Below are 21,526 nucleotides of genomic sequence, written 5' to 3' on the forward strand. Positions count from 1 at the left end.
CCGGGGAGCCAACTGCCGTGCCGCGCCGGTCAGTTCGGGGTGCGGGGGAGGGTGAGGACGAACGCGGCGCCACCGCTCGGGCCGTCGGTGACGGTGAGGGTGCCGCCGTGCCGCTGGGCGAGGTCCCGGGCGATGGCCAGGCCGAGCCCGGCGCCCCCGTCGTCCCGGCTGCGGGACTCGTCGAGGCGGACGAACCGCTCGAAGATCCGCTCCCGGTCGGCCGGGGCGATGCCATGGCCGTCGTCGGAGACGGTGAGTACGGCGTCGGGGCCGTCCGTGCGGAGTTCCACGGTGACGGTGGTGGCCGCGTGGCGCCGGGCGTTGTCCACCAGATTGCCCAACAGGCGGGCCAACTGGCCGCGATTTCCCAGGACTTGGACCGGTCGCTCGGGCAGGCGCACCGCCGGGGCGGCACCCTCCGCGTCGCCTCGCTGCCCGATGTGCTCCCGCACCACGGCCGTCAGATCCACCCGCGAGTGGGACGGTGGCTCTCCGGCGTCCAGACGGGCCAGGAGCAGCAGATCGGCGGCCAGTTGCTGGAGGCGTACGACGTCATGGAGCACGTCGGGCAGGTCGAGCAGCCCCTGGTGCTGCTGGGCCACTTCGAGTTGGGTGCGCAAGGAGGCGATGGGGCTGCGCAGTTCATGGGAGGCGTCCGCCACGAAGCGGTGCTGGCGCTCCACGGACCGCTGTAGTGCGGCGAGGGTCTCGTTGGTGGTGCGGGCGAGGCGGGCGATCTCGTCGCGGGTGTCGCCCTCGGGCACCCGCCGCCCCAGATGGCCGCTCCCGGTGATCTCGGCCATCTCGGCGCGGATCCCCTCCACCGGCTTCAGCGCCCGCCGGGTGACCAGCCAGGTGACGCCCGCCACCACCGCCAGCAGGAACGGCAGGCCGATCAGCATCGTACGGACGACCTGGTCGAGGGTGCCCTGCTCCTCGTCCAGGGAGGCCCCGGCGTAGACGGTGTAGGTGTGGCCGTCGTGTGTCGTACCGTGCACGGCGGCGAACCGGTAGGTGTGCGTCTCGTCTCCGATGCGCACGGTGAGCGTCTTGTGGTCGGTGTCCGTGCCGACCTTGCCGCGTCGGGGAGTGTCGTCATCGCCGGGGTTGTCGTCGCCGTCGGCGTGATCCGCGGCCGCTCTGCCGCTGCCGGGCGCCGGCGCGAAGAGGCCGATCGGCCGGTGTGCGGGCACCCCTGAACTCGCTCCGACGACCCGGCCCGCCGCGTCGACCACCTGGACGGGGTGGTCCTCGTCGTCGGGCAGGTCGAGCGACTTGAAGGTGCCGTCGAGCGCGGCCGGGGCACCTGCCACGGTGCGGGCGGCGATCTCCGCCTGGAGGCTCGCCCTGCCGGTGAGGTTGTGCCGCAGCACCGTGACGACCAGGACCCCCGCCGCCACCAGCGCGATGGACACGACCAGGGTGGACGCCAGCGCCGCGCGCGCCCGTACGGAAGCGAAGAGCCTAGGCATCGTGCCCCCCTTCGGTGTCCATCCGGTATCCGGCGCCGCGCACGGTGGTGATGGAGTGCCGTGCGAACGGTGCGTCGATCTTGCGGCGCAGGGCGCTGACATAGACCTCCACGATGTTCGGGTCGCCGTCGTAGGCGAAGTCCCAGACATGGCCCAGGATGTCCGCCTTGGAGACCACCTGGCCGGCGTGCCGGGCGAGGTGCTCCAGTACGGCGAACTCCTTCGCGGTGAGCGCGATGGCCGTACCGGCGCGCTCCACCCGCTGGGCGGCCGGGTCGATCAGCAGGTCTCCGAGCCGCAGTGCCCGGGGCGCGGCGGCGCGGCGACGCAGCAGCGCCCGGATCCGGGCCCGGAGGACGACATAGGAGAACGGCTTGGTCAGATAGTCGTCTGCGCCGGTGTCCAGACCCTCGGCCTCGTCGTACTCGCCGTCCTTCGCGGTGAGCATCAAAACGGGTGTGTCATGCCCGGCGGCGCGCAGTTGTGCGCACACCCGGTAGCCGTTGAGGCCGGGCAGCATGATGTCCAGGACGATCAGGTCGTAGTCGCGTTCCTGGGCGAGACGCAGACCGGTGACACCGTCGTGCGCCAGATCCACGGTGTACCCCTCGGCGCCCAGGCCCTTGGCGAGGGCGGCGGCGAGGCGTATTTCGTCCTCCACGATCAGCAGGCGCATGGTGCAAGAGTCGCAGACCTTTCTGAAGCGATCTTCAGGTGGCTTCAGCTTGCGTTCAGGGTCGTTCGGCGATGGTGGTCCTCATCGGGACGGCACCGTCCCCGGGGCAGAAAGGGCCTGATCATGAACTCGCTCAAGCAGACACTCGCCGGCCGCCGCCGCACCGCCACCGTGGTGCTGGCAGCCGCCGTGGTCCTCGGCGGGGCAGCGGCGACGACCGCCGCCTACGGCGAGGACCACGGCCGCGGCGGCGCGCAGAAGACTGCCGGCGCCACTGCGGGAACGGGCGGCGAAGACCACGGGGACCATGACGACGCGGGCGACGCGGGCGACGCGGCGCTGCTCAAGTCCGCCAAGGTCGACATCAAGCAGGCCGTGGACACCGCCACCAAGTCCGTCCCGGGCACGGCGACTTCCGCCGATCTGGACGACGAGCACGGCAAGGCCGTCTGGGAGGTGGAGGTGACCGACACCAAGGGCACCGAGCACGAGGTCACGGTGGACGCCACCACCGGCAAGGTCACCGAGGCCGGCCCCGACGACAGCCACGAGGGCCATGACAGCCACGACAGCCACGACGGCCATGACGACCGCGGTGGCGACCGCGGGGAGGACTGACCTCCGGGGCCGTTCCACACACCCTCGGCACCGGCCGCCAACGACACACGGCGGCCGGTGCCGGGGGCCGAGGGGGCCGCGGGGAGTTGGAGACTGCGGAAGGCCCAACACCCCTGCCTCCGTTGGCCTTTGGGTTTCGGCACAGCCCGAAATGCCTGTCCTGCGACCGCGTCCCCACACCAGTCTGGACCGCACCGCACACCGTGCGGACAGCACTGGAGGAGACATGAACCGACGCATTCCTGTCGCCGCGACGGCACTCGCCGCGACAGCCATGGTTCTTGGTACGGGGGCCTCAAGTCCGTTCTCGGCACCGGCCTCGCCGTCACAGGAACAGGGGGCGGCCACCACGGCTTCCTCGGCGACGGCGGCCAAGTGCCGCTACCACGCCTACAGCAGCGTGGGCTGGCCACGCTCTTGGATGGGCAAGGACACCGAGAAGTACAACAACGGCTACACCAAGGTCCGGGGAAGGACACTGGTACTCGCCACCGGGAACCTCACCGACCGATCCGCCGCGCATCTGCTGCACGCCCGCAAGGGCGATCGGGTGTGGGTGGACATCAGCCACTCCAAGGGCAAGAACTGGGTCCCCTGCGGCTCCCGGAGCGCCAAGTCCGGTGACAAGGACGTGTATTCCAAGGCGTATGTGCACAGCAGCAGCGACGTGAAGAACCGCTATATGCGGGCCTGCGCCAAGACCGACGGCCATGTGTGGTGCGCTCGCTACGGCAACGAGATCAACAGCGATCACTCGGACCACAAGACGCGCTACTGGTGGTTCGACTCCTGACGGTCACGACACGGCCGCGGACACCTGATGGCAGCGGATGCAGCCCTCCCAGTGGGGGAGCGCGCTGAGGATCCGATGCCGTGCGCAGGAGGCGATCGCACGTTCCTCCGGCGATGGGAAACCGCTGCCGGAGGAGGAGCCGTCCGCCGGTGTGAAGGACTCGACCATGGCTCTGAACTGGAGCAAGTAGTCCTGGGCGAAGGGCGGTTGATAGCCCAACTCGTCCCACCGGTGGCGGCTCAGCGCGAGCGTGATGGCGCGGAGTACGAACTCCTTCGACCGGGCACGTTCCACCGGGGACTCGCCCCAGTCGATGTCCCCCAGGTCGAAGCCGACGGTGCCGCGCCCCATCACACTCTGGTCCTGCCAGCTCAGCAGGGCGGCGAAGCGGTGGTCCCACTCGTCCTCGGCGAGATCGGACACCGCCAGCATCAGCACCTCGACGAACACCTCGGTACCGCCGTTGGACAGGTACAGACACCGCCCACCGCCACCGAACTCGTTTCCCATCGGACCACGGTACGCGAACGGCCCGCGCGGCCCGCCAACCCGGCTGTGGCACAAGGGAGTTCGGCAGCGGGCCTGACCTCCGCTGCCGGTCCGGCGCCGGTCAGTCCGCGTCCAGGTCCCGCGCCAGGAGCTCCGCCAGGCTGTCCAGCGCGGCCGTGTCGGCGCCCTCTGTCGAGAGGGTGACCTCGTCACCGTGCGCCACCCCCAGGGTCATCACCCGCAGGATGCTGGAGGCGTCGACGGGCTCGGTGTCTCCCTTGGCGATCCGGACCCCGGTACCGGCCGCGGCCGCCGTGAAGACGCGCGCGGGGCGGGCGTGCAGTCCGGAGGCGGATCCGACGATGACTGTGCGGGTTCTCATGGAACTCCCTTCGGTGTCAGGTGAGTTGGGAGGGTGGTGTGGTGGTGTGGCGGTGTGCCGTTGCGGGCGGCGGATCCGGGTCCACCGCCCGCAACGGGTTCGGGTTCAGGCCCAGTCGTCGTCCGGATCGGAGGGTGCGTCGTCCGTCGCGGGTTCCTCGAACCGGTCGAGTCCGGAGCGCCCGTCCGCACCGGCCGAGGCGATCAGCGACGCCAGTGGCTCCCCGCCGCCCCGCTTGCCGATGAATTCCAGCAGCAGCGGCAGATTGGCGCCGTAGAACAGCTCGACACCGTTCCTGCCGCCGCGCAGCTCCAGCATCACATTGAACGGAGACCCGCCCCGCAGATCGCAGAAGGCGACGACGGTGTCGTACTCCCGCAGCCCGTCCAGGGCGCCGGCGAGGTTCTCCCGCAGTTGGGCGGCGGTGTCCGTCTCGGGGAAGTCGACTGCGTACAGGCCCTGTTGGGAGCCCATGATGACCTCGACGGCGCTGACCAGCCCGTCGGCGAACCGGCCGTGGCCGGTCACCAGGATGCCGCAGGAGGCCGCGGCGGGCGTGCCCTCCCTCTGGTTCCCCATACGGTTCACTCGTCCTTGTAGTGCCCGAAGCGGATCGGGATCGGGTTCACATTGGTGTCGATGAACACATCGGCGCCGCCCTTCGCCGCCAGGAACTGGAACGGCACCGTGTACAGCAGCGGTGCGAGATAGGTGTTCGCCTTCACGGAGAAGACGAGGTCCCGGTCGTCGGCACCGTCGAAGTCGCGGCAGGTGATGATGTGGGCGCCGGGAGCGTGCTCGCCGATCGCGTCGCGGATGCTCACCATCCGCTCGAACTCGGCCTCGTCCGAGCCGATGAAGAGGGTGGCATGGTCGAACTTCAGCGCCATCGTCGGCCCGTGGACATGCTCCTCGACCAGATTGCCGATGGTGGGGACGCGCAGCATCTCGGCGACCTTGAGCACACCCTCCAGCATGGTGGCGTGGTCGGCGCCGTAGCCGAGGATGTTCAGCCGCGAACTGTGCAGCAGGCTGGGGCGGTTGCGGTCGTACCACTCCTCCGCCTCCCGGATCACCGTCTTGAACTGGGCGGCGACCTCACCGGCCGCCGCGATCCCCGAGTCGGCCTCCGCGGCGTCGAGCGCGCCCGTCTCCTTGGCCACGGCGAAGGCCCAGAGGTACACGGTCAGTACGGACGCGGTGTATCCCTTGGTCTCGGGCCCGGTGAGTTCCAGACCGACGAGGAGCGGGGTGACCGTCTCCGCGATGGTGGTGATGCGGCTGGTGGTGTCTCCGGTGAGGGCGAGGGTGCGGTAGCCGCTGCTCTTCGCGTGCTCGATCGCCTCGCAGGTGGAGATCGACGTACCGGACTGGCTGATGCCGACGCAGAGGATGGACGACGGGTCGGTGTGCGCCGGGTCGAGGCCTGCGCCGTAGTGGGTGAACTCGGTGGGGTAGGGGGCCACGCCCTCGACTCCGGCGACGCGGGAGAAGAGGGAGGCGGCCAGGGTGGAGACGTTGTAGGACGTGCCGGAGCCCAGGAACACCACACGTGAGACCGGTCCGGCCCGGAACGCCTCAAGGAACGGTGCGATGAACTCGTCCCGTGCGTCGAACGCGGCCTGGAGCATCTCCTGCTGATCGCCTATGTTCCCCAGCACGGTCTGCTGGATTTCGGCTTCTGCTGACACGTCAGTGTCCTTCCTGTATCTGGTTGACAACCGCCGTGAGGTCTTCCCGGCGGGTGGTGGGGGTGGGCTGGAAAGCGAGTGTGACCCCGGATTCCAGAAGCTTCGCGAAGGCGGCCAGTTCTTCGTCGTTCGCATAGGCCAGATTGGCGACCTGCCGGGTGCCCACGCGCCGCGACATATTGCCCACGGTGATGGCCGAGAGCGGGTAGCCGAGTTCCTGCATACGCAGGAGCGGGATCGGGCCGGCGGCGATGATCATCACGCGGATTCCCTCATCGATACGGCGGGAGAGTTTCTCCGCGGCTTTCTCCGCACCGAAGACGGAGAGTTTGCACTGCGGTGGGCAGCCGAAGCGCAGTACGGCCTTGCGGTCCTCGTCCACGGCGACGGCGTCGTCCACCACCAGGAGGCGTTCCACCGAGAAGTGGGGAACCCACAGATTGGACACCTGCCCGTGGATGAGGCGGTCGTCGATGCGTACTTCAACGATGGCCATGCCGGATCACTCCGCCCCTGCGATGACGCCGAGGGACCCGAGAACGAACCCGACGGCGATGATGATTCCGATGACCGCCATGACCGGGAGCCGCTTCTTGAGGATCCAGAGAATGCCCAGGGTGAAGGCGATGGGCAGCAGCGCCGGGAACACCTGGTCGAGATAGTCCTGGATGACGATCTTGTTCTTGGAGATGGTGAATTTCAGCGGCGAGTTGATGGTGACCCAGAGCGCGGTCATCGAGCCCATGGCCATGGCGCCGACGATTCCGGCGCAGTAGGTGAAGAGCTGCATGGTGTTCGCGCTGCCCATCGAGCGCATGATTCCCTGCCCCTGGCTGTACCCCAGTTTCAGGGTGTACCAACGGGTCAGGAAATTGGGGATGTTGAACACCACGAGCAGGATGATCGGGGCGAGGAAGCTGCCGTTCTCGGCGAAGCCGATGGCCAGGGAGACGGCGAGGATACGGAAGATTCCCCAGAAGAACGTGTCGCCGATTCCCGAGAGCGGGCCCATCAGCGAGACCTTCACGGCACTGATGGCCGTGGGGTCGAACGCCGAGTCGCTTTTCGCCTTCTCCTCCATGGCCACGGCCGTTCCCATGACCAGCGGCGACGGCGCCAGCGTCATATTGAACGTTTCGAGGTGGCGGGACATGGCGCTCTTGAGCCCCTCGTCGTCACCACGGTAGATCCTCTTCAGCGACGGAAGCATCGCGTAGAGGAAGGCGAGGCCCTGCATACGCTCGAAGTTGAAGGATCCCAGCAGGGAGAAGCTGCGCCAGAAGATGCTGCGGAATTCCTTCTTGGGCAGGGTCCGGACGGCAGATTCCTGAGCCACTTCGGTCATGGGTCAGTCCTCCCATTCGTTGTCGGGGTCCGAGGCCGAGGCGTTGGCTGTGGCGAGGGCAGGTGAGCCGGATTCCGGTGCCGACTCCGATCCCGGTCCCGACGCTTTCGCCGAAGCGGGGGTCTGACCGATCTGCAGGTCGGTGTAGATGGAGTACATGATCAGGGCGATCGCGATGGCGATGGCCGCGATTCCCACCATGGTGAGCTTGTGCCCCACGAAGGCCGCGGGGACGAATCCCAGGATCAGGAAGGGAATCAGCTTCCGGGTCATGATGACGTCCAGCAGCATGGCGAAACCCAGCGCCGGCAGTACCGCGGCAACTCCGGTGAGCCCGGACTGGACCCAGCCCGGAATCGAGTCGACGACCGTCTTGATGCTGCTGGTGCCCAGATACATTCCGAGGGCCGCGGGAACGAAGTACACCAGCGCGGAGATCAGTCCGCACAGGTAGTGGATTCCTATGATTCCCCTGATGTCAAGGCGTTCGATCTTCTGCTCCACCAGCGGCATGAAGGCCGAGAAAGCAGATGTCATAAGGGTGTTGACGAGTTGCATCAGCACCGCGATCGGTACCGCGAAGAGCACCGCACTGGAGATGCTGCCGCCCGAGGTGAGGGCCGCCGCCGCACCGATGGTGCCGCCCACCCCGATATCGATTTTCGGCGCCGCGCCGACACCGGTGACGCCCATCCACATGAGTTGCAAAGCGGCGCCGACCACCAGGCCGTGGGAGACGTCACCGAGGATGACACCGACCAGGAAGCCCGTGATGATCGGCTCTCGGAATTTCATCTCTCCGAGCCAGCCACCGTCTAGGTGGGTGAGAGCGGCGACGAGGCCGATCAGGATCGCCTGAGTAAGGGTCATGAGGCTCCCCTCGTTTCTGAAGAGATGGAGGCTGAGGAAGTTCGGGCAGTGAGGGACCGCACTCGGAGGGGGCGCCGAGCGTGAATCGCGGTAGGGGATATGCGGATGTACTGGTCCCCGCGCAGGGGGACCGTGCGGCCGAGGAACGACGCCTCGTTACCGCGGCAGGCGGTTGTGCAGGTGGTTAAACGGTGTCCGGATCACGCCGGTTGACGACCCGCAGCACACGGACATCGCTACGCCATGTCTCGTACGACCACCACAGCGGGCGGCGTTGCTGATCGAAGAGGGGACCGTTGAACCGGAGCCATGCCGTGTCCGGTGGCACCGCGTAGCGTTCCACGAGGCGCTCGGGCAGCAGGGTGGCGGAGATGTCGGTGAACCCCGCCGAGATTCCCCGGCCGACCGCGGCGAACGCCTCCGCGACGGAACTCGTCCACTCCATCTCCTCGGCGGGCTTGGGCAGTCGGCCGAGGTCGAAGACGTTGATGGCGTGGGTCAGGAGCTCGCCGTGGCTGACATAGGCGCGCTCCACCTCCAGCACCGTGTCCTTGCCACTGAGACCGAAGACGGCGGCCTCTTCCGGGAGCGGATTGCGCTCGGTGGTGCCGATCAACTGGATCTGGGGCTCGTAGCCCAGATCGCTCAGGATCGCAGTGGTGGACTGGACGAGGTTGACGGAGCCCTGCACCAGGACGCCGGCCCCGGGGAGGACGAAACGTCCGGACCCGCGGCGGACTTCGACGAGCCCTTCCTGTTCCAGAAGCCGGTAGGCCTCTCGGACGGTGGCGCGGGAGACTCCGTATATGTCGCAGCTCTCCGGTTCGGAGGGGAGGCGGGAGCCGGCGGAGAGCTTGCCGTTCCGCATCTTGCCGCGCAGGTCGTCACGCACCTGCTGCGCCATGGAACGACGCTCCAGGCGCGGCTGAACCGCTGTCACGATCTGCACCCCCTCCAGGTGTCCCCGGAATCATAGACGAACAGTCGAAGCCGGAACTTCGCCTGCTGGCCATCCGGATGTCTGACAAGTTCAAGGCTGATAATCCCCACGTGCCGCTTCACAGTCAAGGGTCTACTCGAAAGTCACTTTTCAGCCGGTTCTCGGAGCGGGAAGCGATGCCCGACAGCCCCGAGGCCGCCTCATGGGGCGGCCTCGGGGTCGGCGGGTGGATCAGTGGGCGAAGACCTCGCGGAGCTTCGCCTCCTGCTCCCGGTCGAGGTTGGAGCTGATCAGCTCGGAGTGGCCGGCGGGGAACGCCTCCCGGACCCGGTCCACCACCGCGTCCTGCGACATCAGGAACAGTGCCGAAGTCCCGGGCGTCACTTGGGACTTGACGGATTCGATGAAGTCGTCGTCGATGCCGACGTCGGCCATCTTCCCGCCGAGCGCACCGGCTGCGGCCCCCATGGCGGCGCCGAGCAGCGGCATCAGGAAGAGCAGGCCGAAGAGCATCCCCCAGAAGGTGCCGGACAGGGCGCCGGCTCCGGCGAGGTTGTGCAACTGCCGGGTCTTCGGCTTCGCGGTGTCCTGCGGCCAGCTCACCACGGCCGCGTCCACCACCTTGATCAGCTCCTGCTTCTGCAACTGGAGCAGTGTGCTCTCGACGGACTCGGCGCCGCCGGGGGTGTCGAACTTCCACACGGTCAACGTGGCCACAAGAACCTCCAGAGTCGATGGCGCGCCTGCGGTGGCGGCTGCCTTTCGGTGAACCTCCCGTTTCAGTAAACCTCCGGGGCGCGGCCGCTGCATTCCCGTCCCTTCCGCGGCCCCCGCGCCGGCCGTACGGTGTGCCCGGGCCTCCGCGCTGACCCGCATACTTCGAGGAGGAGGGCATGGGCCGTGGGAGGCGGGGCGTATGGACTTTCGTCAGCTTGAGTACTTCAAGGCCGTGGTCGAGGCCGGTTCGGTGTCGCAGGCCGCCAAGAACCTGAACATGACGCAGCCGCCGGTGAGCCATGCGATCGCGAGGCTGGAGCGGGAGTTGGGGGTGCGTCTCCTGGAGCGGACGGCGAAGGGGGTGCATCCCACCCGGGCCGGGCTCTATCTGCTGTCCAAGGGCGGGAGCCTGGTCGCCGAGCGGGACCGCGCGGTGGAGACGCTGAAGCTGATGGGCCAGGGCGCGGTGGGGGATCTGCGGGTCGGTGTGGAGCCGATGGTCATCAACGAGTTCGCCGCCGATGTGCTGGCCGAGTTCCTGGAGGTGGCCCCGGGTGCCCGGGTCAGCCTTACCGATGTCACCCCCGATGTCATCGTCCAGGGGATCAGGGACGGGCGGCTGGATCTGGGCTGTATCCCGTTCGGGGCCGGGGAGTTCGCTGGTTTTGTGGCCGACTTCTGCGACTGGGACCCCATCGGGCGGATCGGGCTGAAGCTGGCGGTGCCCCACTACCGGGCGGAGGAGCGCCATCCCGACGGGCGGGGGTGGGGCCGCTGGATCCTGCCGTACCGGCTCTCGGCGTTCTCCGGGATGCCGGAGGTGGTGGAGGGCGCGCTCTCGGACGATCCCTCCTTCGAGGTGCTGGAGGTGTCCACCCCGCAGACCGCGGTGGCTTTTGTGGCCGCAGGGCTCGGTGTGGCGCCGGTGACGCAGCGGATGGCGGAGAAGAGCGGTTCGGTGGCGCTGCTGGAACCTCCGCGGTGGCTCGCCCCCATGGAGTCCACCCTCCTGTGGCGAAAGGGCAGCGAGGTGACGCCGTTGATGGAGCGCTGGATCGAGGCGACCAGGACGATCGCGACCCGTCGCCGCAAGGACGCATTCTGAAGTGGTCTCGACAGCTTTCCGAAGACGTATAGGCGACTGTGAACGCTATACATGAAGCTATGGTCCCCCCTGCTGAAGCGTGTATGAAAGGCCCGCGAAAAGGCAGGTGAACGGATCGTTAAATAGGGCGAGAATCATGTGACCTGGATCACATTTAGCTGGTTTCGGGCTGTTCCCACCTGCTCGTCAAGGGCATGAATCACCAGGTCAAGGCATACGCATGGCCCCGAAGCCCACAGGCCGGTGATCACCCGTCGCCGTACACCGCCCCAAGAACTGTTCCGGGACTATTGCCTTGGGATGAAGGCGGTGCCACTCTCCTCGCAATTCGACGCCGTAGGCAGCTTCGGAGGGGAAATCCCGCGGATCGCTGCTCGCGTATTGACTGCACGAACCGGCGGCAACTCCCTTTCCCCGTGGGTGAAAGGGGCTGCGCCAATGAAGGTGGGAAGCGTGAATCAGTCGGCACTTGACCCTGCCAGCCGCGACTACATCCCGTTCACCGGGGACGAGTATCTGGAAAGCCTCGACGACGGCCGCGAGGTCTGGATCTACGGGGAGCGGGTGGAGAACATCGCCCAGCACCCCGCCTTCCGCAACTCGGCACGCATGATCGCCCGCATGTACGACGCCCTGCACGACCCGGCCCGCAAGGACGTCCTCGCCACCCCCACCGAGTGGGGAGGCTTCACCCACCGCTTCTACCGGGCACCGACGAGTGTGGAGGAGCAGGTCGCCGCCCGTGACGCCATCGTCGAGTGGCAGCGGCTGGCCTGGGGCTGGATGGGCCGCTCACCGGACTACAAGGGCTGCTTCCTCGGCACCCTCGGCGCCAACGCCGAGTTCTACCGCGGCTTCGAGGACAACGCCCGCGCCTGGTACCGCAAGGCCCAGGAGAAGACCTGGTACATCAACCACGCGATCATGAACCCCCCGGTGGACCGCGGACTCGGCGCGGACGCGGGCAAGGACGTGTTCATCCGCGTCACCCGGGAGACCGACGCCGGTTTCCACGTCAGCGGCGCCAAGGTGGTGGCCACCGGCTCGGCCCTGACCCACCACACCTTCGTCGGCCATGTGGGGCAGGTCGCGGTGCAGGACCCGGCCTTCTCGCCGGTGTTCATCACGCCCACCAACGCCCCCGGGGTGAAGCTGATCTGCCGCACCTCCAACGAGTACCGTGCCGCGGTCCTCGGCAGCCCCTTCGACTACCCGCTGTCGAGCCGGCTGGACGAGAACGACGCCATCCTGGTGCTCGACGACGTGTTCGTCCCCTGGGAGAACACCTTCATCTACAACGACCTGGAGCAGGCCAACAAGTACAACGTCCACTCCGGCTATCTGGAGCGCGCCTCCCTGCACGGGTGCACCAGGTTCGCCGTGAAGATGGACTTCCTGGTCGGCCTGCTGGCCCGCGCCCTCGACGTCACCGGAGCCGGCCAGTTCCACGGTGTCATGTCCCAGCTCGGCGAGGTCATCGCCTGGCGCAACACCTTCTGGGCGCTGTCGGACGCGATGGCCAAGAGCTCCGTGCCGTGGAAGGGCGGCATGATCCAGCCCGACCAGCAGTTCGCCGGCGCGTACCGGGTGATGAACCAGCTCGCCATGCCGAAGATCAAGAACATCATCGAGCAGGTCGTCGCCAGCGGGCTGATCTACCTCAACTCCCACGCCGACGACTTCAGGACCCCCGAGATCCGCGGCTACCTCGACACCTACCTCCGGGGCACCGGCGGCATCGAGGCCCAGGAGCGGGTCAAGGTCATGAAGATGCTCTGGGACTCCATCGGCACCGAGTTCGGCGCCCGCCACGAGCTGTACGAGATCAACTACATCGGCAGCAACGACGTCACCCGGCAGACCAACCTCTTCGGCGCCCGCGGCAGCGGACTCCTCGACTACTGCAAGGACTTCGCGCAGAGCGCCATGGACGAGTACGACCTCGACGGCTGGACCGTGCCCGATCTGCACGGCCCCGAGGACGTCAGCATCCTCAAGCGCTGACCCCCGGCGCGGCTCCCGGACGAGAGGGGCCCCGGACCATCCGGCGGCGGTGGTCTCTCCGCCAGCCGCCGCGCGCACACCCACCACAGGAGGAACCGTGGCCACGGCAATCGATGCTGCCCAAGTCACCTACGAGGCACCGGATCTCGCGGTGATGGAGAAGTTCCTGACCGCCTTCGGTATGACCAGGGCCGAGGGCAGCGACGACCGGACCCTGTATATGCGGGGGACGGGCACCCAGCACCACATCCATGTGACCCGCAAGGCCGACCGGCAGCGCTTCGTCGGCGCCTCCATCGAGGTCGCCACCCGGGAGGACCTGGTCGAACTCGCCGCCAAACCGGGATCGTCCCCGGTGCGCGAGTCGACCGAGCCCGGCGGCGGCCACGAGGTGGTGATGGCCATGCCCGATGGCATCGAGATCCGGGCGATCTGGGGCCGCCGCAAGGCCGAGCCGCTCCCGGACCGCGCACCCTTCGCGATGAACAACATCCGCGACAAGAACCGGGTGCACACCCCGGTCCGCCAGAGCGTCGCACCGTGCACCATCGCACGCCTCGGCCACTTCGTCCTCCATGTCACCGACCACGACGCGACCATGGCCTGGCTCGAAGAGCGCTTCAACTTCCTGCCCTCCGACCACTTCCTGCCACCCGGCCAGGACGGCCCCGTGGTGGGCACCTTCGTACGGCTGGACCTGGGCGAGCAGTTGGTGGACCACCACTTCATGCTGGTGCTCCAGTCGGACTGGGTGGGCGTCCACCACAGCGCGTTCGAGGTCACCGACATGGACGCGGTGATGTCCTCCCACGACTACCTCCTCCAGCAGGGATACCGCCTCGACGTCGGCGTGGGCCGCCACCTGCTGGGCAGCCAGATCTTCGACTACTGGAAGGACCCCTTCGGCTTCCGGATCGAGCACTACACCGACGGCGACGTGGTGGACGCCGGCCACCGGCCCGGAAAGTTCAACGGCACCGCCAGCGACACCACCCAGTGGGGCAACCGCCCGCCCCTGGAGTTCTTCCAATGACCGGCGCGGCGGACACGGACCGCGGCACACCTCTGCCGGAGGACCTCAACTCGCAACTGGCGCAGGCCGGTTCGGCCACCGTCGCCAACCTGCTGCTCCGGCGTGGACTGCGCAACGTCCTGATGACCGGAGTACGGCCGCTCACCGAAGGCCAGCCACCACTGGTGGGCCCCGCCTACACCCTGCGGTTCATCCCGGCGCGGGAGGACCTCGACACCCTCGCCAACTACGCCAGCAGCAGCAACCTGCACCGGCGGGCGATCGAGGAGTGCCCGCCCGGCGCGGTCCTCGTCATCGACGCCTTCGGCAGCACCGGTGGCGCCTCCCTGGGCGACCTGATGGCGGCGCGGCTCGTACAGCGCGGTGTGGCGGGTGCGGTCACCGATGGCGGCTACCGCGACTCGGCCGCCATCCGGCAGACCGGCCTGCCGTGCCACCACCGGGACAACGCGCCCCGGGCGACCCCCGTCGCCCTGCACCCGGTGGCCCTCGACGAACCCGTGGGCTGCGGGGGAGTGGCCGTCTACCCCGGCGACGTGATCGTCGGCGACAGCGACGGCGTCGCCGTCATCCCCCGCGAACTCGCCCCGGACATCGCCGCGGAGGCCGCCGACACCACCGCCTACGAGGAGTTCGCGGCCCGGGAGATCCGCCGCGGCCGGCCCCTCCACGGGCTCTTCCCGGCCACACCGGAGAGCCGCACGGAATACGACACATGGGTGGCCGCCGGCCGCCCCGGACAGGAGCAACCGTGGACATAACCCCCGGGACGATGGCGTCACTCGAAGTCCTCATCCACGCCGCCGACCTCGGCGAGGCGCAGTGGATCGACTACCCCGACTACGGCTTCCGCCAGTACTTCCTGTACAAGAACCCGCAGACCGGCGCCAGTATCGCCCTCCTGGAATACGAGCAGGGCGGCACCATCCCCACCCGGCACACCCACGCCTCCAACCAGTTCATGTACTGCCTCGAAGGCGACTACGAGTACACCGACTCCGGCCTGCGGCTGCGCCCCGGCTCCTTCTACATGAACCCGAAGGACCACCCGCACGGCCCGACCCTGGCGCATGAGCGCAGCGTGCTCATCGAGATCTACGACGGCCCGCACTACTACGAGAAGCCCGAGTACCACACCGACGAGACGATCGGGGACTTCCTTGCCCAGGAGTGAGGCGCCGGCCCGTACGTCAACTGCCCGCCCGATGCCCGACGTTGAGGGAAAGCGATGATGAGCGAAAGCACCGACCCGCTGTTCGACACCCCCCGGGTGCTCGCCGAGTTCGGCCTGGACCGGGTGCACTCCGGCACCTACGCGGACTCGACCGGCTGGGGAAGCACCGAGGGACGCGAGATCATCGAGGCCCAGTGCCCCGCCGACGGTGAGACCGTCGGCCGGATCGCGGCCTCGGACGCCGAGGACTACGAGAAGCTGGTCGCCGCGGCCGTCGAGACCCAGCGCCGGTGGCGGATGGTGCCGCCGCCGCGCCGCGGTGAATTCGTGCGCCGCATCGGCCAGTTGATCGAGGAGAACATCGACAGCCTGGCCGCCGTGGTGGCCCTGGACACCGGCAAGTCCACCATGGAGGCCCGCGGCGAACTCCGCGAAGCGGTCGACATGTCCACCCTGGCGGCCGGCCAGGCCCGCATGTTGTACGGCTCCACCCAGCAGTCCCAGCGCGCCGAGCACCGTATGTACGACCAGTGGCTGCCGCTGGGTGTCGTCGGGCTGATCAGCGCCTACAACTTCCCGGCCGCGGTGTGGGCGCAGAACGGGTTCCTCTCCGCGATCGCCGGGAACACGGTGATCTGGAAGCCGAGCCCCAAGGTGCCGCTGACCGCCGTCGCCGTACAGAAACTGGTCAACAGGGCGGCCGCGGAGCTGGGTTGCGAGGGAGTGTTCTCCCTGTTCATCCCCGAGGACACCATCGCCGGGAAGCTGGTCGAGGACACCCGGATCGCCATGATCTCCTTCACCGGCTCCACCGCTGTGGGGCACAAGGTCGCCGAGACCGTGGGCGCCACCCTCGGCCGCCGCTACCAGTTGGAGTGCTCCGGCAACAACGGCTGCATCGTGGACGAGACCGCCGACCTCGAACTCGCCGCCCGTGCACTCACGTTCGGCGTCGTCGGCACCACCGGCCAGCGCTGCACCAGCACCCGCCGCGTCATCGCGCACGAGAGCATCGCGGACGAACTGGTCGAGCTGATGAAGAAGGCGTTCGACCAGATCACCATCGGCGACCCCCGCGACCGGGACACCATCGTCGGCCCCCTCATCGACCGGCACGCGGTGGACGAGTACCAGAGGGTGCTCGCCGGCGCGGAACGCGAGGGTGCCACCGTCGTCCATGGCGGCAAGGTCATCGACCGCCCCGGACTCTATGTGGAACCGGCCATCGTCACCGGCGTCCGGCCGCACTTCGACATCGCCCAGTCGGAGACCTTCGCCCCGATCGTCTCCGTACTGACCTACCGGGACCTGGACGAGGCCATCGAGATCCACAACGGGGTCGCCCAGGGACTCGCCTCCGGGATGCACAGCACCGATCTGACGCATGTCGAGACCTTCCTGTCCGCCCGCGGCAGCGACTGCGGCATCGTCCGCATCAACATGGGCACCACCGGCGCCGATGTGGGCTCCGCCTTCGGCGGCGAGAAGGAGACCGGGGGCGGCCGCACCGCCGGATCGGACGCCTGGAAGGGCTTTATGCGCCGCCAGAGCGTCTGCGTGAACTGGGGCGGAACCTCCGCCTGGGACAACCGGATCGAACTGTGAGGGCCGCCCAGATGACCGCGCAGAAGCAGCGTGTCCGCTCCGACGCGGTCCGCGAGCCCGCCGAGAAGACCTGGTCCAACTGCCTGCGGATCGGCGACCTGGTGACGGTCTCCGGAATGACCGCCCGCGGCGCCGACGGGGAGACCGTCACCGGCCGGGAGTACGACCAGTCCAAGGTGGTCTTCGGCAAGATCCGGAGCCTGCTGGAGGCGGCCGGCGCCGCCATGGACGACGTCGTCAAGATGACCATCTACGTCACCGACATCAGCAACAACACCGAGGTGTGGAAGGCCCGTCAGGAGTTCTTCGACGGAGACTTCCCCGCCTGCACCCTGGTCGAGGTATCCGCCCTCGCCAAGCCCGAGATCCTCGTCGAGATCGAGGCCCTCGCCGTCGCGGGCTGCGGCAGCGCCCGCTGATCAACCCGCCTCCCGGGGCGGGCCGCACCGCCCGCCCCGAGAGGCGACCTCACCTTCGTGAAGGGACCAGAGATGTCCGTACCCACGAGCAGGAAAACCGCCCCCGTCGACACCTCACTCGCCGCCGCCGCGGAGGACCACGCGCTGGTCAGCGTGCCGGCCGAGGACCGCAAGAGCGGCTACCAGCTTTCGCTGAGCCCGGTGAGCGTCGCCACCGGACTCGTCATCTTCGCCATCGCCGGCCTCACCGTCGTCCTCGCCGGCTTCACCTGGGGCATGGTCGCCGGCCTCCTCATCGCCGTCCTCGGGGTCGCCCTCGGCAAGGCCCTCGGCTCGATGGCGTTCGCCACCGGGATGTCGTCCACCCTCACCTCGCGCTTCTTCGGCTTCGGCCTGCGCGGTTCGTCCATCGGGTCGGTCATCTTCGCGGTCATGATCCTCGGCTTCCTGGCCGTGGAGTCCGCCCTGCTGTACGAGGGCACCCTGCTGATGTTCAAGCTGGACGACGCCTGGACCAACCGCGTCCTCATCTACGGGGTGCTCACCCTGCTGTGGATCGGCCTGGCCATCTTCGGCCTCAAGGTGGCCCTGCGCGCCACCGGCGCCCTCATCGTGGTCACCCTGCTGGTCACCGCCTACATGATCGTCAAGATCTACCTGGTGGACGGCGCCGACCCCGCGCAGGTCTTCCGCTACCCCGGAGTGGTCCCGGGCGGCGCCGGCGCCAAACTGGAAGCGGCGATCTCCGTGATGGGCGCCACCGCCGGCACCATCGCCCTGGTCACCGCCGACTTCGCCCGCTACTGCCGCACCCGGCGCGACGTCACGATCCTCGCCGTCTCCGGCCCGCTGACGCAGAACATCATCATGACCGTCCTCGGCTCCCTGGTCGTCATCGGCGGGATGCCCGCCGTCATCGACTACCTGATGCGGCGCGACGCCGGACTGAGCCCCGAGCAGGCCGCGGCCGCCGGAAGCGCCTTCGTGATGGGCAACACCGGTGCCTTCTTCGTCGTCTTCGCCGGCTGGATCGGCTTCCTCACCATCTACGTCGCCCAGGCCAAGGCCCAGGCCGTCAACGCCTACTCCGGCTCCCTGTCCCTGGTGAACCTGGTCGACTCCCTCACCGGCCGCAAACCCGGCCGCGCGGTGATGGTCGTGGTCGGCAACCTCATCGCCCTGCTGATGATCGCCGGTGGAATCCTGGAGCAGTTCACCACCTATCTCGCCTACCTCGGGGCGATGACCCTCGGCATGTGCGGCGTGATGATCGCCGACTACTACCTCGTCCGACGGGGCCGCTTCCACCCCACTGAGCAGCGCGTCGAGATGTGGAACTGGGCCGGCGTCACCACCCTCCTCGTCTCCGCCGCCACCGGCATCGTGCTCCTCGCCACCGACACCATGAAGCTCGGCTTCTTCGCCTCGTTCGTGGTCGCCGTCGTGCTCTACCCGGTGCTGCGCCGCGTACTGCCCGAGGGCACCGGCACCGCCTTCGCCGCCGACGAGGAAGCCCTCGGTGAAGCCCACTGACGGCAACCCCCCCGACGAGAGAGGTGAGTTGAGATGAGCGAAGTCATGTGGAACACCGAATTCTATGAGAACGCGGCCGAGGTGAAGCCTCTCCCCTCGGCCGCGGCCACCCCGAAACCCTCCTCCGATCCCCGCCAACTCCGCGACACCCTCGGCAAGTTCGCCACCGGAGTGGTCGCCGTCACCTACCAGTCGGGCGACGGCTACTACGGAGTCACCGTCAACTCCTTCACCTCCGTGTCCCTGGACCCGCCGCTGATCCTGCTCTCCCTCAAACGCACCTCGCGCGCACTGACCTACCTCATGGAGCGGCCCTTCGCGGTCAACGTACTGGGCGACCACCAGCTGACCACCGCCCTCCAGTTCGCCGGGAAACCCCAGGACGCCGACCCGATCGAATGGATCACCCACGAGGGCGCGCCCCGCATCAACGGCAGCCTCGCCTACTTCCAGTGCACCCCCTGGGCCGGCTACGACGGCGGCGACCACGTCCTGCTACTGGGCCGGGTGCTGTCCCACGGCGAACACGACACCAAACCCCTGCTGTTCTACCGCGGCCGGTGGGAATCCCTCGCCTGGCAGGACAGCCGGCCGGAGAGGAACACCTCATGACCGCCCCGCCCCGGACGGCCGACCCCGTCTCCGAACTCCTGGCACGCCTGGAGGACATCCACCCGCTCCTCCAGGCCGAGGCCGAGGACAGTGAACGGCTGCGGCGCCCGACGCCCGCGGTGCAGGAACTGCTCAAGGACAGCGGCGTCCTCGCCCTGATGGTGCCGGCCGAACTCGGCGGCCTGGAAGCGACCCCGCTCCAGATCCTCGACGTGATCGAGAAACTCTCCCACGCCGACGCCTCCCTCGGCTGGCTGGTCCGCGCCCTGGCCGCCGAGACCGCCACCGCGGCCATCTACCTCAGCGACGAGGCCGTGGCCGAGGTCTTCACCGACGGCACCCTCCCCCTCGTCGCCGGCCAGTCCACCGGATTCGCCGGCCGAGCGGAACGCGAACCCGGCGGCCTCAAGGTCAGCGGCACCTGGCAGTTCGCCCCCGGCGTATCGATGGCCACCCACCTCCATCTCCCCGTCACCGTCGAGGACACCGGCGAGCAACTCACCTGCCTCGTCCCCCGTACCGCCGTCCACATCAGCGACAACTGGGACATGCTCGGCCTGCGCGCCACCGCCAGCCTGGACTACTCCGCCGACGGGGTGTTCGTGCCCGACACCCATGTCTTCGCCCTCGGCCGGGACAACGCGCGGCGTGGCGGCGCCGTCAACCGCCTCAGCCCCGCCCTGCTCTCCGGCCTCAACCAGGCCGCCTGGTCCCAGGGCGTCGGACGGCGCCTCCTGGACGAGCTGCGGCTGCTGGCCCGGCACCGGGCCGGCGGCCCCGAACGCCCCCTCACCAGCGACGAGTTCTTCGCGGAGTTCGCCCGCCACTACTCCCACATCCGCGGCACCATGGCCCTGCTCAGGGAGACCTGGGGGGACTGCGAGACGACCCTCGAACTCCGGGCCCGGCTCAGCGACGAGCAGGAGACCATGACCCGCCTGGTGTGCAGCCTCGCCACCCGCACCTCACTGGAGATCAGCCAACTCGTCCACCGCTTCGCGGGCGTCCAGGTCATGCGCAACGGCACCCTGCAACGCTTCTTCCGCGACAGCCACGCCGGCACCCAGCACCGCGGCACCGCCCACGCCGTGGTCGAACGCTGCGGACGGATGCTCACCGGCACCCTCCCCACCGGCACCCACTGGGGCCTCTTCGACCTCGACCTCCCCGAAACCACCACCGCCGACCGCACCGAGGACCCGCACCGATGAGACTGGCCACCCTCCGCGGCGACGGCCGCACCTCCGCCGCCAGAATCGACGGCGAGACCTGCACCGAGATTCCCGGCCACTCCGACCTCGGCACCCTGCTGGCCCACCCCCACTGGCAGGAGGTCGCCCGTAACGCCCGCGGCCCCCAACACCCCCTGGCCGCCGCCGAGTTCGCCACCCTGCTGCCCCACCCGTCCAAGGTGCTGTGTACCGGCCTCAACTACCGTGCCCACATCAGCGAGATGGGCCGCGAACTCCCCACCCACCCCACCCTCTTCGCCAAATTCGCCGACACCCTCACCGGCCCCTACGACCCGGTGGTGGCCGTACCGGAAGACCCCGAACTCGACTGGGAAGGCGAACTCGCCGTCGTCATAGGCGAGTTCGCCCACCATGTCGACGCAGCGGACGCCCACCGCCATATCGCCGGCTACACCGTCGCCAACGACATCTCCATGCGCGGCTGGCAGAACCGCACCACCGAATGGCTCCAGGGCAAGATCTGGGCCCGCTCCACCCCCGTCGGCCCGTACCTGGTGACACCGGACGGGTTCGACCGCGACCAGGCCACCCTGCGGACCACCGTCAACGGCGCCGTCATGCAGCAACACCCCATCGCGGACCTCCTCTTCACCCCCGAACACCTCATCGCCTACATCTCCACCATCCTGCCCCTGCGCCCCGGCGACCTGGTCCTCACCGGCACCCCCGGCGGAGTCGGCCACGCCCGCACCCCCCGCCACCACCTCCAACCCGGCGACCACGTCACCGTCTCCATCGACGGCCTCGGCCACACCTCCACCCCGATCGTCGCCCCGAGCCCGGGGACATGAAGGC

24 protein-coding genes are annotated in these 21,526 nt (G+C 68.5%); 13 read left to right on the plus strand and 11 right to left on the minus strand.

What is annotated here, in order from left to right; translation table 11 throughout:
- Positions 1-29: 29 nt before the first annotated feature.
- Positions 30-1,472, minus strand: a complete 1,443-nt coding sequence (locus ACFVST_RS15050; protein ID WP_390150851.1) for a sensor histidine kinase — start codon at positions 1,470-1,472, stop codon at positions 30-32.
- Positions 1,465-2,148, minus strand: a complete 684-nt coding sequence (locus ACFVST_RS15055; protein WP_390150854.1) for a response regulator transcription factor — start codon at positions 2,146-2,148, stop codon at positions 1,465-1,467. Before ACFVST_RS15055 ends, ACFVST_RS15050 begins: the two co-directional genes overlap by 8 nt.
- Before the next feature lie 123 nt (positions 2,149-2,271).
- On the opposite strand from ACFVST_RS15055, the gene ACFVST_RS15060 reads away from it, so the two are divergent.
- Together ACFVST_RS15060 and ACFVST_RS15065 are read left to right on the plus strand one after the other, a co-directional pair.
- Complete coding sequence (locus tag ACFVST_RS15060; RefSeq protein ID WP_390150857.1) at positions 2,272-2,766, plus strand: PepSY domain-containing protein; 495 nt, start codon at positions 2,272-2,274, stop codon at positions 2,764-2,766.
- Between the two features lie 226 nt (positions 2,767-2,992).
- Positions 2,993-3,559 carry a hypothetical protein gene (locus ACFVST_RS15065; protein ID WP_390150859.1) on the plus strand — a complete coding sequence of 189 codons (567 nt, stop codon included), beginning with the start codon at positions 2,993-2,995 and terminating at the stop codon, positions 3,557-3,559.
- Positions 3,560-3,562: 3 nt separating this feature from the next.
- Here the strand turns inward: ACFVST_RS15065 and ACFVST_RS15070 are convergent, their stop codons facing one another.
- The 9 genes from ACFVST_RS15070 to ACFVST_RS15110 all read right to left on the minus strand — a co-directional run bounded on the left by ACFVST_RS15070 (position 3,563) and on the right by ACFVST_RS15110 (position 9,993).
- Entirely contained in the window at positions 3,563-4,069 is a 507-nt protein-coding gene (locus ACFVST_RS15070) for a hypothetical protein (RefSeq protein ID WP_390150862.1), read from the minus strand.
- Between the two features lie 100 nt (positions 4,070-4,169).
- Positions 4,170-4,430, minus strand: coding sequence for an HPr family phosphocarrier protein (locus tag ACFVST_RS15075; protein ID WP_390150865.1), 261 nt, complete (start codon positions 4,428-4,430; stop codon positions 4,170-4,172).
- A 105-nt stretch (positions 4,431-4,535) separates the two neighbouring features.
- Positions 4,536-5,009 (minus strand): PTS sugar transporter subunit IIA, encoded by a 474-nt coding sequence (locus ACFVST_RS15080; RefSeq protein ID WP_390150868.1) that lies wholly within the window; start codon positions 5,007-5,009, stop codon positions 4,536-4,538.
- Between the two features lie 5 nt (positions 5,010-5,014).
- Positions 5,015-6,121: an SIS domain-containing protein gene (locus ACFVST_RS15085; protein ID WP_390150871.1), complete on the minus strand. Its 1,107-nt coding sequence runs from the start codon at positions 6,119-6,121 to the stop codon at positions 5,015-5,017.
- Between the two features lies 1 nt (position 6,122).
- The gene (locus ACFVST_RS15090) at positions 6,123-6,617 is read right to left on the minus strand and encodes a PTS system mannose/fructose/N-acetylgalactosamine-transporter subunit IIB (RefSeq protein WP_390150874.1); all 495 of its coding nucleotides are present in this window, start codon (positions 6,615-6,617) and stop codon (positions 6,123-6,125) included.
- Between the two features lie 6 nt (positions 6,618-6,623).
- A complete protein-coding gene (locus tag ACFVST_RS15095; protein WP_390150876.1) occupies positions 6,624-7,466 on the minus strand; it encodes a PTS system mannose/fructose/sorbose family transporter subunit IID in 843 nt (280 codons plus the stop codon).
- Positions 7,467-7,469: 3 nt separating this feature from the next.
- Positions 7,470-8,336, minus strand: coding sequence for a PTS mannose/fructose/sorbose/N-acetylgalactosamine transporter subunit IIC (locus ACFVST_RS15100; protein WP_390150878.1), 867 nt, complete (start codon positions 8,334-8,336; stop codon positions 7,470-7,472).
- A 184-nt stretch (positions 8,337-8,520) separates the two neighbouring features.
- Complete coding sequence (locus ACFVST_RS15105; protein WP_390150880.1) at positions 8,521-9,276, minus strand: GntR family transcriptional regulator; 756 nt, start codon at positions 9,274-9,276, stop codon at positions 8,521-8,523.
- Between the two features lie 231 nt (positions 9,277-9,507).
- A complete protein-coding gene (locus tag ACFVST_RS15110; protein ID WP_390150883.1) occupies positions 9,508-9,993 on the minus strand; it encodes a DUF1269 domain-containing protein in 486 nt (161 codons plus the stop codon).
- 199 nt (positions 9,994-10,192) lie between these two features.
- On the opposite strand from ACFVST_RS15110, the gene ACFVST_RS15115 reads away from it, so the two are divergent.
- The 11 genes from ACFVST_RS15115 to ACFVST_RS15165 all read left to right on the plus strand — a co-directional run bounded on the left by ACFVST_RS15115 (position 10,193) and on the right by ACFVST_RS15165 (position 21,522).
- Complete coding sequence (locus tag ACFVST_RS15115) at positions 10,193-11,098, plus strand: LysR family transcriptional regulator (protein WP_390150887.1); 906 nt, start codon at positions 10,193-10,195, stop codon at positions 11,096-11,098.
- A gap of 438 nt (positions 11,099-11,536) precedes the next feature.
- Positions 11,537-13,102, plus strand: coding sequence for a 4-hydroxyphenylacetate 3-hydroxylase N-terminal domain-containing protein (locus ACFVST_RS15120; RefSeq protein ID WP_390150890.1), 1,566 nt, complete (start codon positions 11,537-11,539; stop codon positions 13,100-13,102).
- Between the two features lie 97 nt (positions 13,103-13,199).
- Complete coding sequence (locus ACFVST_RS15125; protein ID WP_390150893.1) at positions 13,200-14,135, plus strand: VOC family protein; 936 nt, start codon at positions 13,200-13,202, stop codon at positions 14,133-14,135.
- Positions 14,132-14,896 (plus strand): ribonuclease activity regulator RraA, encoded by a 765-nt coding sequence (locus ACFVST_RS15130; protein WP_390150896.1) that lies wholly within the window; start codon positions 14,132-14,134, stop codon positions 14,894-14,896. The genes ACFVST_RS15125 and ACFVST_RS15130 overlap by 4 nt, the downstream gene beginning before the upstream one ends.
- Positions 14,887-15,309 carry a cupin domain-containing protein gene (locus ACFVST_RS15135; protein WP_390150898.1) on the plus strand — a complete coding sequence of 141 codons (423 nt, stop codon included), beginning with the start codon at positions 14,887-14,889 and terminating at the stop codon, positions 15,307-15,309. Before ACFVST_RS15130 ends, ACFVST_RS15135 begins: the two co-directional genes overlap by 10 nt.
- A gap of 57 nt (positions 15,310-15,366) precedes the next feature.
- Positions 15,367-16,914: an aldehyde dehydrogenase family protein gene (locus ACFVST_RS15140; protein ID WP_390150901.1), complete on the plus strand. Its 1,548-nt coding sequence runs from the start codon at positions 15,367-15,369 to the stop codon at positions 16,912-16,914.
- Positions 16,915-16,925: 11 nt separating this feature from the next.
- Positions 16,926-17,333, plus strand: coding sequence for a RidA family protein (locus ACFVST_RS15145; protein ID WP_390150904.1), 408 nt, complete (start codon positions 16,926-16,928; stop codon positions 17,331-17,333).
- Positions 17,334-17,405: 72 nt separating this feature from the next.
- The gene (locus ACFVST_RS15150) at positions 17,406-18,866 is read left to right on the plus strand and encodes a purine-cytosine permease family protein (RefSeq protein WP_390150906.1); all 1,461 of its coding nucleotides are present in this window, start codon (positions 17,406-17,408) and stop codon (positions 18,864-18,866) included.
- Positions 18,867-18,899: 33 nt separating this feature from the next.
- On the plus strand, positions 18,900-19,478 hold the full coding sequence (locus tag ACFVST_RS15155) for a flavin reductase family protein (RefSeq protein WP_390150909.1): 579 nt from the start codon (positions 18,900-18,902) through the stop codon (positions 19,476-19,478).
- Positions 19,475-20,689 (plus strand): acyl-CoA dehydrogenase family protein, encoded by a 1,215-nt coding sequence (locus ACFVST_RS15160; protein WP_390150911.1) that lies wholly within the window; start codon positions 19,475-19,477, stop codon positions 20,687-20,689. Before ACFVST_RS15155 ends, ACFVST_RS15160 begins: the two co-directional genes overlap by 4 nt.
- Positions 20,686-21,522 carry a fumarylacetoacetate hydrolase family protein gene (locus ACFVST_RS15165; RefSeq protein ID WP_390150914.1) on the plus strand — a complete coding sequence of 279 codons (837 nt, stop codon included), beginning with the start codon at positions 20,686-20,688 and terminating at the stop codon, positions 21,520-21,522. The genes ACFVST_RS15160 and ACFVST_RS15165 overlap by 4 nt, the downstream gene beginning before the upstream one ends.
- The last annotated feature ends 4 nt before the right edge of the window (positions 21,523-21,526 follow it).

The organism is Streptomyces sp. NPDC058045, assembly GCF_042885635.1.
GTDB lineage: Bacteria > Actinomycetota > Actinomycetes > Streptomycetales > Streptomycetaceae > Streptomyces.